The 15,693-nt window shown below is 62.2% G+C and carries 12 protein-coding genes; 6 read left to right on the top strand and 6 right to left on the bottom strand.

From position 1 onward, the window contains the following. Positions 1-173 precede the first annotated feature (173 nt). Genes HX830_RS16410 through HX830_RS16400 form a run of 3 tightly spaced genes read left to right on the top strand, consistent with a single transcriptional unit; the run spans position 174 to position 3,739 of the window. Complete coding sequence (locus HX830_RS16410) at positions 174-833, top strand: paraquat-inducible protein A (protein ID WP_152740119.1); 660 nt, start codon at positions 174-176, stop codon at positions 831-833. Then, on the top strand, positions 820-1,443 hold the full coding sequence (locus tag HX830_RS16405; RefSeq protein WP_177101224.1) for a paraquat-inducible protein A: 624 nt from the start codon (positions 820-822) through the stop codon (positions 1,441-1,443). The genes HX830_RS16410 and HX830_RS16405 overlap by 14 nt, the downstream gene beginning before the upstream one ends. Then, positions 1,436-3,739, top strand: a complete 2,304-nt coding sequence (locus HX830_RS16400) for a PqiB family protein (RefSeq protein ID WP_152740117.1) — start codon at positions 1,436-1,438, stop codon at positions 3,737-3,739. Before HX830_RS16405 ends, HX830_RS16400 begins: the two co-directional genes overlap by 8 nt. 167 nt (positions 3,740-3,906) lie before the next feature. Here the strand turns inward: HX830_RS16400 and mksF are convergent, their stop codons facing one another. From mksF to mksB, 3 genes are read right to left on the bottom strand one after another with little or no spacing between them, the layout of a single operon-like run. After that, on the bottom strand, positions 3,907-6,747 hold the full coding sequence (gene mksF / locus HX830_RS16395; protein ID WP_177101222.1) for an Mks condensin complex protein MksF: 2,841 nt from the start codon (positions 6,745-6,747) through the stop codon (positions 3,907-3,909). Next, on the bottom strand, positions 6,744-7,457 hold the full coding sequence (mksE, locus tag HX830_RS16390) for an Mks condensin complex protein MksE (protein WP_177101220.1): 714 nt from the start codon (positions 7,455-7,457) through the stop codon (positions 6,744-6,746). Before mksE ends, mksF begins: the two co-directional genes overlap by 4 nt. Then, positions 7,447-8,727, bottom strand: coding sequence for an Mks condensin complex protein MksB (gene mksB, locus HX830_RS16385; RefSeq protein ID WP_103497558.1), 1,281 nt, complete (start codon positions 8,725-8,727; stop codon positions 7,447-7,449). Before mksB ends, mksE begins: the two co-directional genes overlap by 11 nt. Before the next feature lie 167 nt (positions 8,728-8,894). Here mksB and HX830_RS16380 point away from each other — a divergent pair, with 167 nt between their 5' ends. The 3 genes from HX830_RS16380 (at position 8,895) to can (ending at position 10,832) form a co-directional block, all read left to right on the top strand. Further along, entirely contained in the window at positions 8,895-9,674 is a 780-nt protein-coding gene (locus tag HX830_RS16380; RefSeq protein ID WP_177101218.1) for an energy transducer TonB, read from the top strand. Then, on the top strand, positions 9,667-10,119 hold the full coding sequence (gene rimI / locus HX830_RS16375) for a ribosomal protein S18-alanine N-acetyltransferase (RefSeq protein WP_100942348.1): 453 nt from the start codon (positions 9,667-9,669) through the stop codon (positions 10,117-10,119). The genes HX830_RS16380 and rimI overlap by 8 nt, the downstream gene beginning before the upstream one ends. 68 nt (positions 10,120-10,187) lie before the next feature. Next, the gene (gene can / locus HX830_RS16370; RefSeq protein ID WP_103497556.1) at positions 10,188-10,832 is read left to right on the top strand and encodes a carbonate dehydratase; all 645 of its coding nucleotides are present in this window, start codon (positions 10,188-10,190) and stop codon (positions 10,830-10,832) included. Positions 10,833-11,010: 178 nt separating this feature from the next. Here the strand turns inward: can and HX830_RS16365 are convergent, their stop codons facing one another. The 3 genes from HX830_RS16365 to HX830_RS16355 form a co-directional block, all read right to left on the bottom strand. After that, positions 11,011-12,183, bottom strand: coding sequence for a hypothetical protein (locus tag HX830_RS16365; RefSeq protein WP_152740114.1), 1,173 nt, complete (start codon positions 12,181-12,183; stop codon positions 11,011-11,013). A 138-nt stretch (positions 12,184-12,321) separates the two neighbouring features. Beyond that, positions 12,322-13,956 carry a J domain-containing protein gene (locus HX830_RS16360; RefSeq protein WP_177101216.1) on the bottom strand — a complete coding sequence of 545 codons (1,635 nt, stop codon included), beginning with the start codon at positions 13,954-13,956 and terminating at the stop codon, positions 12,322-12,324. A gap of 13 nt (positions 13,957-13,969) precedes the next feature. After that, positions 13,970-15,667, bottom strand: coding sequence for a molecular chaperone HscC (locus tag HX830_RS16355; protein ID WP_152740112.1), 1,698 nt, complete (start codon positions 15,665-15,667; stop codon positions 13,970-13,972). Between the last annotated feature and the right edge of the window lie 26 nt (positions 15,668-15,693).

The following is a 15,693-nucleotide window of genomic DNA, read 5'->3' as shown; positions in this document are numbered from 1 at the left end:
AGCAGTTGGGGTTTTGTTTTTGTGCCGCCGAAATCTCGCAAGACTCGCGGGCCTCATCGCCGGCAAGCCGGGAGCATACGAGAATGCAGACCGTTTCCTGACAAATTGACAAGGTTATTTTTGAGCCGGAACACTAGAATAGCCCCCGTCTTTTACAGAACCTGAGCCCATTTATGCCGGATCCGGTTGACCCTTCAAAGGTGTCGGAACTTCCCCTGGACACGCTGGTGGCCTGTCACGAGTGCGACCTGCTGATGCGCAAGCCCCAGCTCGGCCTTGGCGAAAAAGCCCAGTGCCCACGCTGCGGCTACGAGCTCTACGCCCATCGGCACAATGTCGTCGAGCGTAGCCTGGCCCTGGTGCTCGCCGCACTGCTGTTGTACATCCCGGCGAACTTTTTACCCATCATGCAGCTCAATCTTCTGGGCCGGACTTCCGACGATACGGTCTGGAGCGGCGTACTGGGCCTGTACCATACCGGCATGTCCGGCATCGCCGTGGTGGTGTTCCTGTGCAGCATGGGTATCCCTTTGCTCAAGCTGCTCTGCCAGTTGGCCGTGCTGTTGAGCATTCGCTGGGATATCGGGCGCAGCTATGGCTTGTTGCTGTACCGCATTTACCACCACCTGCGCGATTGGGGCATGCTTGAGGTCTATCTCATGGGCGTGCTGGTGGCGATTGTCAAACTCGCCGACCTGGCGGAGCTGAGCCTCGGATTGGGCCTGGCCTGCTTTGTCGGTTTGCTGTTGGTCCAAGTAATGCTGGAGGTGGTCATGTCGCCCCACCAGATCTGGCAGGCGTTATCGGGAGAAGACGAACATGCGGGCGATTGATGCAGGCATCCTGTTCTGTACGGAATGCCACGAGTTGAACCGCCAGGAAGAGGGCAGTGACGAGCAGGTCTGTACCCGCTGCGGTGCGGCTGTGCACCCACGGCGCCCCAACAGCCTGATGCGTACCTGGGCCTTGTTGCTGACCTCGGCGATTCTCTATATTCCGGCCAATATGTTGCCGATCATGACCGTCAGTTCCCTGGGCAAGGGCGATCCCAGTACCATCATGTCCGGTGTCATCACCCTGGTGCAGCACGGTATGTTTCCCATTGCCGCCGTGGTTTTTGTCGCCAGTATTCTGGTACCGACGTTCAAGCTGGTGGGCATCGCCCTGCTCTTGTTCTCGGTGCAGCGCCACCAGCCGCTGTCGGCCCGGCAGCGGATCATCATGTACCGCTTTATCGAGTTCATTGGCCGCTGGTCAATGTTGGATATCTTTGTGATCGCCATTCTGGTGGCGGTCGTGAACTTTGGAAGAATTGCCAGCGTCGAAGCCAATCTCGGCGCGATAGCCTTTGCCAGTGTGGTGATCTTGACGATGCTTGCCGCAGTAACCTTCGATCCCCGACTCATCTGGGACAACACGGAGTCGGACGACGACCATGAGTGATTTGCCAAAAGCCAAAACCCGTCCGGCCTCGAACTGGTCGGCCGTCTGGGTCCTGCCGCTGATTGCCCTGATCATCGGCGGCTGGCTCGGCTGGCGTGCCTACAGCCAGAGCGGCATCGAAATCCAGGTGCGCTTCGAAAGCGGCGAGGGCATCCAGGCCAACAAGACCGAGATCGTCTACAAGGGCATGCCCATCGGCAAGGTCAAGGGCCTGAGCCTGGATGTCGAAGGCTCCACCAAGGGGGTCGTCGCCACCATCGAGATGAACAAGGATGTCGAGTCGTCCCTGCGCACCAATACCCGCTTCTGGCTGGTCAAGCCAAGCGTGACCCTGGCGGGGATCACCGGCCTGGATACCCTGGTGTCCGGCAACTACATCGCGGTCAGCCCCGGGGATGGCGAACCGGAGCGCAGGTTCAAGGCGTTGAACCAGGAGCCGCCGCTGTCGGACCTCAAGCCGGGCCTGCATATCACCATCAAGGCCGACCGCCTGGGTTCCCTGAACCGTGGCAGCCCGGTGTTCTACAAGCAGATCCAGGTCGGCCAGATCAAGAGTTATGCACTCTCGGCGGACCAGAACATGGTCGAGCTCAAGGTCTTTATCGAGCCGACCTACGCCAACCTGGTGCGCAAACACACGCGTTTCTGGAACGCCAGCGGCATCAGCATCGACGCCAATTTGTCCGGGGTGAAGGTGCGCAGCGAGTCCCTGGCGAGCATCGTCGCCGGCGGTATCGCCTTCGCCACGCCGGAGAATCGCAAGGACAGCCCGCCCACCGACCCGAGCCTGCCGTTCCGCCTTTATGAGGATTTCGACGCTGCCCAGGCCGGGATCCGCGTCAAGGTGAAACTCAGCGACTTCGAGGGGTTGCAGGCCGGGCGTACGCCGGTGATGTACAAAGGTATCCAGGTCGGCAGCCTGAAAACCCTGAAGATCGACCCCGACCTGACCAGCGCCAACGCCGAGTTGACCCTCGATCCGCTGGCCGAGGATTACCTGGTGGACGGTACCCAGTTCTGGGTGGTCAAGCCGTCGATTTCCCTGGCCGGTATCACCGGGATCGAGGCCCTGGTCAAAGGCAACTACATCGCCATTCGCCCCGGCGACAAAGGCGGTCACCCGCAGCGTGAGTTCGAGGCCCGGGCCAAGGCGCCGCCACTGGATCTGCGCTCCCCGGGGCTGCACATGGTGCTCTTTACCGACAACCTGGGTTCCCTGGATGTCGGCAGCCCGGTGCTCTACCGCCAGGTGAAAGTCGGTTCGGTACAGAGCTACCAGTTCTCCCGCACGCGCAAGCAAGTGATTATCGGCGTCCATATCGAGAAGGAATATGAAAACCTGGTCAACGCTTCGAGCCGTTTCTGGAACGCCAGTGGCATCACCCTCAGCGGTGGCCTGACCGGTGGCATCCAGGTGAAGAGTGAGTCCCTGCAAAGCCTGATGGCCGGTGGTATCGCCTTCGAGACCCCACTGGACAAAGCCCCGTTGCAAAAACGCATTCCGCGCTTCCGCCTGTTCCCCAACCATGACGAGGCGCAGCAGCAAGGCACCCTGATCACCATTCGGGTCGATCGCGCCGACGGCCTGCGCAGTGGCACGCCGATCCGCTTCAAAGGCCTGGATGTGGGCAAGATCGAAAGTGTCGACCTGAGCGATGACCTGCAATCGGTGTTGCTGTCGGCGCGGATTACCGAAGTGCCGGAGCGTATCGCTCGGGTTGGCAGCCAGTTCTGGGTGGTGAAACCGGAGTTGGGCCTGATCAAGACCGCCAACCTGGAAACCCTGGTTACCGGGCAGTACCTCGAGGTGCAGCCGGCAACGAAGAAACTCGGGGTGCAGAAGGATTTTGTCGCGCTCAAGGAGCCGCCGGATGCGGCGGTGCCGCAAGCCGGCTTGAGCCTGACCTTGAGCGCCGCGCGACGTGGTTCGCTGAAGGAAGGCGTACCGGTGACCTACCGCGAGGTTACGGTGGGCAAGGTGACCGGGTATGAGCTGGGAGCCACCGCCGACCGGGTGTTGATCCATATCCTGATCGAGCCCCGTTATGCATCGCTGGTGCACACCGGCAGCCGGTTCTGGAACACCAGCGGGTTTGGTGTCGACTTCGGCTTGTTCAAAGGCGCGACGGTGCGGACCGAGTCGCTGGAGACGCTGATCCAGGGCGGGATTGCCTTTGCCACGCCGGATGGCGAGCGCATGGGCGCGGCGGCGCGGCCGTTGCAGACCTTCCCGCTGTTCGACAAGTTCGAGGATGAGTGGCTGACCTGGGCACCGAAGATCAGCCTCGGTAAATAGCATCGCCTTTGTAGGGCTTGCTGGCTATGACGGCTGGTCAGGCGATGCAAGGCTCACTGGCCTCATCGCCAGCAAGCTGGCTCCTACAGGGGGCGACAGTATTTCTCCCGCCAAAATGAAAAGGCCGCGATCGATGATCGCGGCCTTTTGCTTTCCAGCTTCTGGAGTCAGACCTCGTCCAGCTCCGGTTCCGCCGCTTCGCTCGGCACCGTTGCCCGGACCTCATCGTGCCGGCGGATGTACTTCCAGTCCGCTTCGTCGATATAGATCCCGTTCGGCCCGCTGCCGCCTTCCAGGTCGATGGCCACATGCGCCGACACCTGCGGCTTCACGCTCGCCAGGATCGGCACGAAGCCCAGTTGCAGGCTGGTCTCCAGCAACGCCGCCTGGTTGCGTTCGTCGATGTCCGCGGCCTCGTCGAGGTAGTACGGCAGACGCACGCGCCCGGCCTGGTCGCGGTCCATCAGGTGCAGCAACAGGTACATGTTGGTCAGCGCCTTGATGGTCATGGTCGTCCCGTTGGACGCCGCGCCGTCGATATCGGTGTGGATCACCGGCTGTCCGTTGACCTTGGTGATCTCGAACGCCAGCTCGAACAGGTCCTTCAAGCCCAGCTGGTTGTGGTTTGCCGCCACCAGCCGCGCCAGGTATTCCTTGGCCTCTTCGTTCTTGTTGTCCTGGTCGGCACTCTGGCTCAGGTCGAACACCGACAGGGTTTCGCCTTCCTCGTACTGGCCGGCACTGTGGATGATCTGGTCGATATGCTTGAGCGCGTCCTTGTTCGGCGCCAGCACGATACGAAAGCTCTGCAGGTTGGAGACCTGGCGCTTGTTGATCTCGCGGTTGAACAGCGCCAGCTGGTGTTCCAGGCTGTCGTAGTCGCTGCGGATATTACGCAGGGTCCGGGCGATATCGGTCACCGCCGCACGGCGGGCCTTGCCCAGGGTCAGGGCTTCGTCGGTGCGGTGGTCATAGGCGTTGATCAGCAGTTGCAGGCGACGCTCGATGTCGTCCTCGCTGTCGAACTTGGCCACGCCCTTGAGGCGCACCTGGGCGTACAGCGCATCGATCTGCCCGTCGGCCCGCTGCAAGCCCTGCCAGCTGTCCTGGTAGTCGTTGAGCAGCGGCAGCAGGTTGTCCATGGAGTCGTCGATCGGATCCATGAACGGCGTGCCGAACGGCAGGTCGGCCGGCAGCAGCTGGCGACGGCGCAGGGCGTCGTCGAGGGTGCGCTGCTTGGCTTCCATATCGCCGATCTGCCGGCCCACCAATTGCAGCTTGGCCGACAGTTGCTGGACGCGTTCGGTGAAGGCATCGCTGGAGCGCTTCAGTTCATCCTGCGCGGCTTCCAGTTGGGCCAACTGTTCCAGCTTGTCGCCTTCCTCGGCGCTCAGGGTCTGGGCGCGACGGAAGTCTTCCAGGGCTTTCTGCGCGTCCAGCACCTGCTGGTACAGCGCTTCGGTCTGGGTCTTGCTCGCGGCCCGGTCGGCGGCGACGGCCTGCTGGGTTTTCAGTTGCTTGAGCTCTTTCTCCAGGCGCTCTTTCTGGTCACGCAATGCAGCACGATCGGCCAGAGCTTGCAGCGCCGGCGGCTCGATATGGGACAGGTCGATGGACAGGCCCGGCACTTCGAAACGCTCGCCCTTGAAGCCGTCGAGGATCAGTTCCATGGACTTGACCCACTCGCCTTCCTCGTCCAGGGCAATGCCGTGCTCGCCCAGGGGCAGGCTGAACAGGGCGCTATTGAACAGGCGCATCAGGCGCTCGACATCCTGTTGCGAGAACTCTTCGCGCAGCCGGGCATAGCTGTTGTTGTCGGCGTGATCGAGTTGCTGTTTCACCGACTTCAGGCGTTTTTCCAGGTCGCGCAGGCGCTCTTCCAGGTCCTCGGCGCTGAACTGCCGGGACTGGGCCAGGGCGCCGGCCAGTTCGTCGTGGGCATCCTTGGCCGCCAGCAGTTGCTGCTCCAGCACCTTCACATCGTTGACCAGGGCGAAGCGATTCTTGAGTACCGACAGTTCACCGAGCCAGCGTTGCAGGTCGCTGATTTCCCGCTCCAGGCGCATCAGCTCCTGGGTGCTGCTGCGCTGGTCGTTCTGCAGGGCGTCCTGTTCATTGCGGTAATGCTCGGACTGGATCAGCAGTTCTTCCTTGCGCGCACCGGCATAGTCCGACCAGGTGCCGAGCAACGAGTCCAGCAGCGGCGAAATACGGTGCAGCTTGCCGCGCAGTACATCGCGCTGGCGGACCCCCGAGGCCAGCGCCTCGACCAGGGGGCCGGCGGCAACCATGGCGTTGTAGTCCTGCTCCATGCGCCGCACATCGCGGAAGGCTTCCTCGCAGGCGGCGATATAGTCGACGCTGCCGGAACGCAGGCTGTGCTCGAAGGCATCGAGGAACAGCTGCTTGAGCTTGGCGGCGGTGATCTCGCGCATATGCAGCAGGTTGATGAACAAGGCGCGGAAGGTCTTCAGGCTCTGTTCGCTGGTGGAGCGCAGCGGGATCAGCGTCAGGTCCAGCGGAATCGAAGTATGACCGCCGACCAGCAGCCGACGCAGTTCATCGGGCTTGAGCTCGTAGGCTTTCAGGCCGTTGCGCTCAAGGTTGTTGAACAGTTCCTTCTGGCGCAGGCAGGTGTCGTCCTTCTGGTAATGCGCCAGGTCCAGGCGTCCGGCATAGGCGAAGAACTGGTGGCCGAAACCGCCGCCCGGGCCGCGTCCGACCACACCGATCACGTGGGGACCGTGGGGCAGGGCGACTTCGACGAGGATGTAGCTGGTGTCGGTGGCGAAGTAGAAGCGCCGCGACTGTTCCAGGCTGTACTTGCCGAAGCTCATGTCCGACATGCGCGCCAGGATCGGGAACTGCAAGGCGTTGATCGAGGCCGATTTACCCAGGTTGTTCGCGCCGTACACCGACAGCGGATGTTCCAGGGGAAACAGGCCGAGGCTGTAGCCGGCGGTGTTCAGCAGGGCGAAGCGGCGAATACCGTAGCGTTCCTGGCTCATGCGTCCATCTCCTGTTGCTCGGCGGCAATGGCCCGGGCCAGCGCGTCTTCTTCACTTTCTTCGGTGGGCTCGACGAATTCGCTGAGGTCCAGCGGGTCATCGGTTTCCAGCAATTTTTCGTCGCTGTCGTCATCCACCAGCACCGGCGTCGGCAACGGCAGCACGCTGTGCAGGCTGGCGGCCATGTCGCGGTCCTGCTGGACCGACAGGCAGACGTCGAGGAAGCGGTGCATCGGTGGCAGGAAGCGGAACAGGCCGGGTTCTTCGAGGGCGAAGCCGAGCTGGGTCATGCGGCGCATGATCTTCTCTTCCAGCTCTTCCTGGGTGGTGACTTCGGCCTGGACGAACAGGTCGCGGTATTTCTCCAGCAGCGACGGCAGTTCGTCACGACCGAGGCTGCCGCCATCGAGCACGGCCACCGGGTCGCGGCCCTGGTCGGCGAGGTGTTCCACCAGGATGAAGGTGAACAGCGCCAGGCGCTGGGCGGTCTTGTTCACCTGGGCGGCGGCATTGTCCGGGACGAAGTAGTAGAAACCGCGGGTGTCGCAGACCAGCTCGAAGCCCAGGGCCTTGAACAGGGTGCGGTACTGGTCCTGGCAGTTGGACAGTTGGGCGTACAGCTCCGGGTCGCGGCGGCTGATGTGGTAACCCTTGAACAGCTCGCGAAAGATCGGCGCCAGCTGGGACAGTTCGGAAAGATCAAGATGCATGGGGTGTGCTCGCGGAATTTTCGCCGGCTTCTTCGACACGCGAGAGCAGGGCGAAGGAGCGCAGGCTGACCTGGTGCTCCTGGGTGTGGTAGTCGCGGCGTTCGAGGCGCTCGCGCTGGAAACGTTTTTCCCGCGACAGGCGCGAGAACCAGTAGAGCAATTCGTCGGTGGCGCCGTCCGGCTCCTGCTCCAGCAGCCAGCTCATCAGGTCCGGCATCGGCAGGGCGTCGCTGCAGCGTTCGAGCATTTCCTTGACCGTGCGCGGCGCCCGTGGCGACTCGCCGCCCTTGGACGACTTGTGCGCCTTGGGGAAACGCGACGGCTTGGCTTCGAAGCGGGCCAGGGCGTAGACATAGGCCTCGACCTGGCCGGAGCTGCCGAGAAAGGTGCTTTGCGGGCGGGTGAACATCGGCATCGCCGCTTGCGGCACGGCGTCCAGCCCTTTGCGGCGGATCACCGACAGGGCCAGGGCCGCGCCACGGGTCACGGCGTTGTGCCGGCGGGCTTCTTCACGCAGCGGCAGCAGCAGTTCGCGGGCATGGCGCAGGGTCAACTGGGCGCTGGTCTGCATTTCCAGGATCCGCGCATGGGTGCGCAGCAGCATGTCGTCGTCCACCAGGTGGCCAAGACGTTGCTGTTCGCTGAGCATGCGCAACAGCACGTTCTCGACCTTGCGCACGCCCTGTTCGAAGGCGCCGTCGGCGTTCACCAGCTGGATCATCGGCTCGACGTATTCGTCCCAGGTCGCCAGGACCTCGGCGTAACGCTGGCGCAGCGGGATCTGCCGGTCGCTGGTCTTGGCCCGTTCGGCAACGGCCACCAGGGCCTGTTCGTCGTTGGCGAGCTTTTTCAGTACATCGCGCACACGCATGTCGAGCAGGCGCAGCTGGCGGGCCAGGTCGTTGCCGTCGCGGATATCGAAGGCGTCCTGGATGTAACCGGCCAGGCGCTCGAGGTGGCGCAGGTAGGCTTCGATCTCCAGGCACAGGCCCAGGCGGTGTTCGCGGCGCAGGTAGGCGAGGAAGTCGTGGATCTGGGCATTGAGCTCGAAACGGTTCGGGCTTTTCGCCACGGGCACCAGGATATCGAGGCGAATCCACACGTCCAGCAGGCTGGTGATGTCCTGGGGCGTGCTGTCCAGCTGCTGGGCAGCCAGTTGCTGGCGCAGTTCACCGAGGCTCAGGGTGCCTTGGTCGAAGTGTTCGCACAGAGGCTCCAGAAGGGCCCAGTGCTCGGCGAGGGCGCGCAAGACGCGCTTGGGTTCGATCATGGGAGAGGCCGGCTGGTTGGCAAATTAAAAGGAGCGATTGTACTGCATCAAGCACCTGATTGACCCGCAGGTGATCGGAGGCTTGGCGTTCTTGCGATCAACTGCGGGCGATCTTCGCCGAAGGGCGGTAGAATCCCTGCTTCAACTTATCCACAGATGGCCGACCTTTGCTTATCGAGTCCCGCCGCCGCGCTTATCTGACCGCCATGCAGGTGGTCCACTGGCTGCCCCGCACCGAACTGCCGTTCGCCGCGCCGTCGCGGCCGGAGTTGTTTGTCGAGCCGGAGCCGTTGGTCGAGGTCCAGGCTCCCGTGCCTGAGGCGAGCAAGGCCGCTGAACCGGTGGCCAGGTCCGTCGAGCGGCCGAAGATCGAAGTGCCACGGCCCTCGCCGATCCAGCGCGCCGAAAGCAAGCCGGCGGTCGTTGTTGAAGAGGCGCCGGCCCCGGTCAAGGCGGTTCAGGTCCCACCGCCGCGTTTCGCCCTGCAATTGTTGCGCGCCGGGCGTTGCCTGGTGCTGGTGGAGTTACCCACAGGCGAGGCGTTCCAGAGTCGCGACCCGGCCTACCTGTTGCTCAAGGACATGCTGCGCGCCGCCGGGCTGCCGGACAGCCCGCAGATTGTCGGCGAGCCGGTGCGCTGGCCGCTGCTGGTACGCGGCAACCTCGACCAGGGCCCGGATGCGGCGCGGGACTTTGTCCAGGGCTTTGTCCAGGCCCGTCGGGAAGAGGGCGAGTGCGCCTGCCTGTGGCTGATCGGCCTGCCGGCGGTGCGTTTTGCCGGTGAAGCCAATGCCGAATCGTATAACCGTGAACTGCAGGTCGAAGGCCTGGGATCGGCCTGGGCGTTGCCCGGTCTGGAATTATTGATGGATGAGCCACAGCGCAAGGCTGATGTCTGGCAAGCCATGCGTCGGCTGATGGCGCGATGGAAAAGTAACGATGAGTGATGCGGTAAGTTTTCGCCCGATGACCGAGGCGGACCTGGATGCGGTCCTGAAGATCGAATACGCGGCGTTCAGCCATCCCTGGACCCGCGGGATTTTCCTCGATGGCCTGGGCAAGTACCAGATCTGGTTGATGTTCGAAGGCAGCCAGCAGGTCGGGCATGGCGTGGTGCAGATCATTCTCGATGAGGCGCACCTGCTCAATATCACGGTCAAGCCGGAGAGCCAGGGCCGTGGCCTGGGTTTGCGCCTGCTCGAACACCTGATGTCGCGGGCCCATGCGGCCGAGGCCCGGGAATGTTTCCTTGAAGTGCGCGACAGCAATCGGGCGGCCTTCCGCCTGTATGAGCGTTACGGTTTCAATGAGGTCGGACGCCGTCGCGATTACTACCCTGCGGTGGGTGGACGCGAAGACGCGGTGGTGATGGCGTGTACGTTGGTTGACTGAAGATTTTCCACGTGACCCCGAGCCAGGGGCGGGTGTCATAACTTCGGACTATCTTGAGGCGGCAGAGCATGAACGAACTACAGGATCTGATTGATAACAACGAGCGCTGGGCTGCTGCGATCAAGGAAGAAGACCCGGAGTTTTTCGCCAAGCTCGCGCGCCAGCAGACCCCGGAATTCCTCTGGATCGGCTGCTCCGATGCGCGGGTTCCGGCCAACGAGATCGTCGGCATGCTGCCGGGCGACCTGTTCGTGCACCGTAACGTGGCCAACGTGGTACTGCACACCGACCTCAATTGCCTGTCGGTGATCCAGTACGCGGTGGATGTGCTCAAGGTCAAGCATATCCTGGTTACCGGCCACTACGGTTGCGGCGGTGTGCGGGCTTCGATGCAGGATCGCCAGTTGGGCCTGATCGATGGCTGGCTGCGGTCGATTCGCGACCTGTATTACGAGAACCGCGAAGTGCTGGCGCAGTTGCCGACCGAGGAAGAGCGGGTCGACCGCTTGTGCGAGTTGAACGTGATCCAGCAGGTGGCCAACGTCGGGCATACCACCATTGTGCAGAATGCCTGGCACCGTGGGCAGAGCCTGTCGATCCATGGCTGCATCTACGGGATCAAGGATGGGCGCTGGAAGAGTCTGAACGCCACCATCAGCGGCATCGAGCAGTTGCCGCCGCAGTACCGGTTGCGGCCGGTGGATGCGCTCTGAAGTCCTGCTGATACCGCGAGCTTTGTAGGCGGAGGTTCTTAAGGCTTGCGTCGTTTGAGCTGACGTCTTCGCGGGCAAGCCCTGCTCCTACAGTTTTGTGTCGTATGCAAAATCGGTGTACGACGACGGACTGTAGGAGCAGGGCTTGCCCGCGAATAGGCCCTTGAACCTTACGCGGTCAGATGACCGGCATCGCCGTCACTGGTGCCGGCGCCGGTTTCTTCAGCTCGTTGAGCTGCGTCTTGATCGCCGTGGTCGAGCATTGCTTCTCGGCATCGGCTGGCGACAGCTTGCGTATCGACTCATAGAACAGCACGCAGGTTTTCTGGGTGTTGGTCACCTGCCAGTTATCAGTACAGCTTTTCAGCTGCGCCGCCGGATCGCTGCCCGGTTTCTGGCCCATGCCGGCCTGCCAGCAGGCGGCACTCAAGTCCTGCCCCATGACCTTCAAGCCCGCCGCATCGGCCTTCGCCTGATCGCCGCCATAGCTGGCCGGGTCCGCTGCGTACCAGATATAGCTCGGGTGATTGGAGCCCAGCACCGGTACTATCGTCCCCGCTGCCGGGCGGATGAGACCCAGCTGTAGCACACCGACGTCCGCGCCATATTGCTGCTTGATCCAGTTACGCACCGGTGCACCGAAGGCCACCATCGGCAACGCCGTGCCCTTGGACGTGACACTGACTTCCTTGACCATGGTGGTCTGGTAGTCGGTGAAGTAGCTGTAGACGGTTTCCAGGGTACTGCCGGCGTTGGACGGCGCGGCAATCGGGGCGATGTCGATGATGGTCTGGTAACCCGGTGTCTGCTCCTTGGGAATACCGTTGTCGGTCAGGAGCTCGGCCCAGCGGTCGGTGGTGGCCGACTCCAGGTAGTCCTGGGCCTGGGTCAACGAGTAATCCGGCGGGAAGTGCAGCAGTTCGACACTCTTGCGGTTGTCCAGGGCCAGGCCCAGCGGCAGGAACAGGTACCAGTTGTAGGCCCATTTACCGTCGGCATTCAGTTTCGAGGCGCCTTTGTAGGCCAGTTCACCAGCATTGAGCAGTTGCTCCAGCGGTTTGTCATAACCGTTCGGCACGCCGCTGAAGTGGGCATAGAGTTGGCCGGCGTCGGCTTTCACCGTCACCTTGGCGTTGGTGTAGCCGTCGCGCTGCACGCTCTGGTTCAGGTAGTGCTCGGCGGTCTGTTCCAGGGTCCAGTTGCGAAAGCAGATGACGTTGCAGTTGTTGGGATAGGCGAAAAGCTGGGTGACGCGTTCCCGGCTACCCAGTTTCATTTCGACATCGGCGTGGGCAAGGGTGCTCAGGGTGAGTGCGGCTAAGGTACTCGTCAATACAGCGAGTTTTGACATGCTCAGATCCTTTTCAGCGTTGACCATTGGGTGAGGTGACTGCTCATACTGCTGCAGGTGGTATTTTCCCGTTATGGGGAAACTGTGATTTTTCTTGTACTTGATATCCCTGACCAAGCGTAGGCGTTCCCCCGGACTTCATCGCCTTCTGTCCGCGGTCAGTGGATAGCCAGGGACCACCAGCAAACATGTGATCGTGATGCACAACATCAGCAGGAAGAATCCCAGTTGCAGGGGGCTCCAGTGGGTGAAGTGCAGGATGGCCCGCCAGGGGTGTCGCCAGATCGATTCGGGGCGCTCGCCGCCCTGGCGCTTGCTGTCGAAGAGGCCGATTGCGCCGATGCCGATGAATGTCGCCATGCCCAGTCCGCCGGACCAGGCCAGAAACAGCAGCGCGATTATTGCCTGCGGCACGCCGTGGCGAATGACCAGCCAATATCGGTTCGGGTTGATGCGTTTGGGCAGCAGGTATTCGCTCAGCCATAAATCGATCGTCAGCAGTTGCCTGGAGATGGCTTGCCAGACATTCATCGCATAGGTGCCGACAATCACCGGGACCAGACCCGTCAGCAGCGAAACAAGCAAATGGGTCCCTAGCTCGCCTTTGGCTTGCCAGGTTTGCCATGCGGGAATCGTCGACAGTATCAGCGCCAACGAGCAGCCGGCCCATAGCCATCTCCAACTGGAGGGGGGGACGGCGCGGGGTAGGAACTTGCGCCAGAAAAAAACGTCGGGATTGGGCAGGCGCTCGATAAGTTCCGGGTACCTGTGGGTGAGTTGGTCTGCAAGGTCCTGGCAGGCCTGCCAATGGCTATGGGTAAAGCCCTTGAATTCCAGGCCCAGTTGCCAGAGAGACAGGGGCGTCAGCAGCACAAAGGCTGCTTTTTGCACCGGCTCCCCCTCGAAATGGTTCAAGGCTCTGGTTTGCAGTTCCCCATAGAAGGCTTCGCGCTCGCAGCGTCTGTTCAGCGATTGCCAGATCCACAGCGGTTCAGGGGTTACGCCTGCCTGATCGTCCCAGCCGAACGCCTGGCAGACCCGGTCGAATAACGGCACGCTCCATTGGGTTTCGTTGAGCAGTTGCAGCACAATCCTTTGCCATTCCTGGCTCCGGTCGAACACCTTGATCCAGGGCTGTTGCAGGTAGTTTTTCAACTGCTGTAGGAACGGGCGTTCCTGCCCTGCTTCCATTAGATCCTGCAGGGTCTGTCGATACTCCTGCAGCAATCCACTGGACAAGGCTTCAGCTTGCCAGGGTGTCATGCGCACGGTTTGCCAGGGCGTCAACCATTCCAACTGCTGAACGGCCCAAGCGGCAATTGAACGACGCAGCCCCGGTTGTTCGAAGCACAGGTTCAACAGCGCCTGTTGAAACGCGTCGGCGCATTGCTGTTGTCGTGCCTGCTGCCAACGCTCCGGCAAGTTCTGTTCGGTGAGGTCGGCCAGGAGGGACGGGATCGGATCATCGCGGACCGGCGCAGCGGGGCGCGTGTTCAGCGCTTGAATATCCGCGGGCCAGGACCATTCATACGTTTGGGCGTGTTCCATCGCGTCGGCTGTCAGGACGGTCACGGGCAGGGAAGGCGCCTCTTCTGGCGAGTCATCGTCCCGCCAGCGGGCAATCTCGAGCGCATGCTCATAGGCTTCGCGCAAGCGTTGGAAGCCTTCGGCGTCTTCATCCGGGCGATTGCTTTTCAGCAGTCGCGCGTAGCTGCGCTTGATGCTGCGTTCATCGGCGTCTTCCGGCAGTTGCAAGAGCGTCCAGCAATTCATGTCGCGACTCCTGTCAGTGCCAGATACCGTTGTCCAGTTTATCCAGCTGTTCGATCAGTTCCTGACGGATCTCGCGAATGCGTCGTTCGTCCTGTCCCTCGAGCACTTGCTGGAACTGCCCGGCCCATTGGCCGATACGTTCGCGCAACTCGCCCAGGCTTTCCTGGTAAAGACGTTCCAGGCGTGCGCTCAGCACCGTGTTCACCTGCTGATCGCGTGGGTGCACCTTGAGCAAGGTCAGGGCCTGCAAGCGCTGTTGGATCTCTTCCGGTGACAGCACCCCGGGGTTGTTCTCTATGATCAGCGAGTGCTGTTCGCCGGTCAGCGGAATATTGACCTGGGCTTCGAGCAAGCCGTTGTTGTCGTAGGTGAAGCGCACATCCAGCGAGACCTCGCCGGCCTTGCGCTTGGGCACCGGCATTTCCAGTTGTCCCAGAAAGACGTTGTCGCGTACCAGGCGGCTTTCTCCCTGGTAGATTTTCAGCAGCACCACGGCCTGGTTGTCTTGCAGGGTATACACGGTCTTGACCCGGCTGACCGGCACGATGCTGTTGCGCTCGATAATGGGCAGGTAGTGTCCGCTGTCGATCTGTTGGCCGAACTGATGGGAGGTTTCGATCCCAAGGGTGTAGGAGCAGACATCGGTCAGCACCACTTCTTCCAGTGCGGCGGAGCGCGCTTTCAGTGCGGCTTGAATGGCGGCACCGTGGGCCACGACTTCGTCCGGGTTGAGGCTGATGGAGGGGAAGCGTCCGAAAAGGCCGGCGGCCAGCTTGCGCACCAGCGGCATGCGTGTGGTGCCCCCCACCAGCAGGATTTCGTCCAGGTCGTTGACCCGAATCCGTGCATCGCGCAGGGCCCGTTCGATCGGGCCGCGCAGACGTTCCAGCAGCGGAGCGTAGAGTTCGGCCAATTGCTGTTGGGTAACGGTCCGGCTCCACTGCCGGCCGTCGACACGCAGGCTGAACTCGGCGCTGGCATCCTGGCCCAGCGCCTTGCGCACACGTTCGGCTTCGCGCCGCAGTACCTGGCTGACGCTGGCCGGGGCCGGGAAGTCCGCGGCCCCGCGTTGACTGTCGACAAAGTATTCGAGCAATACGCTATCGAAATCCTCACCGCCGAGGAAGTTGTCACCCGCGCTGGCGCGGACTTCCATGACACCATCGAAGAGCTCAAGGATCGACACGTCGAACGTGCCGCCGCCGAGGTCGAAGACCAGGAACGAGGTTTCCTTGTCGCGTTGGTGCAGGCCATAGGCGAGAGCGGCGGCGGTGGGTTCGTTGATCAGTTTTTCGACTTTCAGTCCCGCCAACTCACCGGCGATCCGGGTGGCTTTGCGCTGGGCATCGCTGAAGTAGGCCGGGACGCTGATCACGGCTTCGTGCACGGTTTCACCGTAGGCACGTTCGACGTCTTCCTTGAGGCTCTTGAGCACCAGGGCGGAGAGTTCCTCCGGACGGAAAAGGCGATCGCCCAGGCGTACTTCCTGGGCGCTGCCCATATGGCGCTTGAACAGTGACGTGGTGGTCTGTGAGTGGGTGTGCAGCCGTTCTTTCGCCGCCTGGCCGACCAGTACCCGACCTTCATCGTCCAGGCCGACCACGCTGGGGGTCAGGAACTGGCCGAGGGCATTGGGTACCAACTCGCTGGTTTCCCCACGCCAGACGGCAACGAGGCTGTTGGTGGTCCCCAGGTCAATCCCTACGATCATTACGACGAACTCCCTTTTCGCTCGGC

Origin of the sequence: Pseudomonas gingeri, assembly GCF_013385425.1 — a bacterium.
Taxonomy (GTDB): domain Bacteria; phylum Pseudomonadota; class Gammaproteobacteria; order Pseudomonadales; family Pseudomonadaceae; genus Aquipseudomonas; species Aquipseudomonas gingeri_D.
Note: the sequence above shows the minus strand (reverse complement) of the source record. Positions and strands in the feature narration are given on the sequence as shown.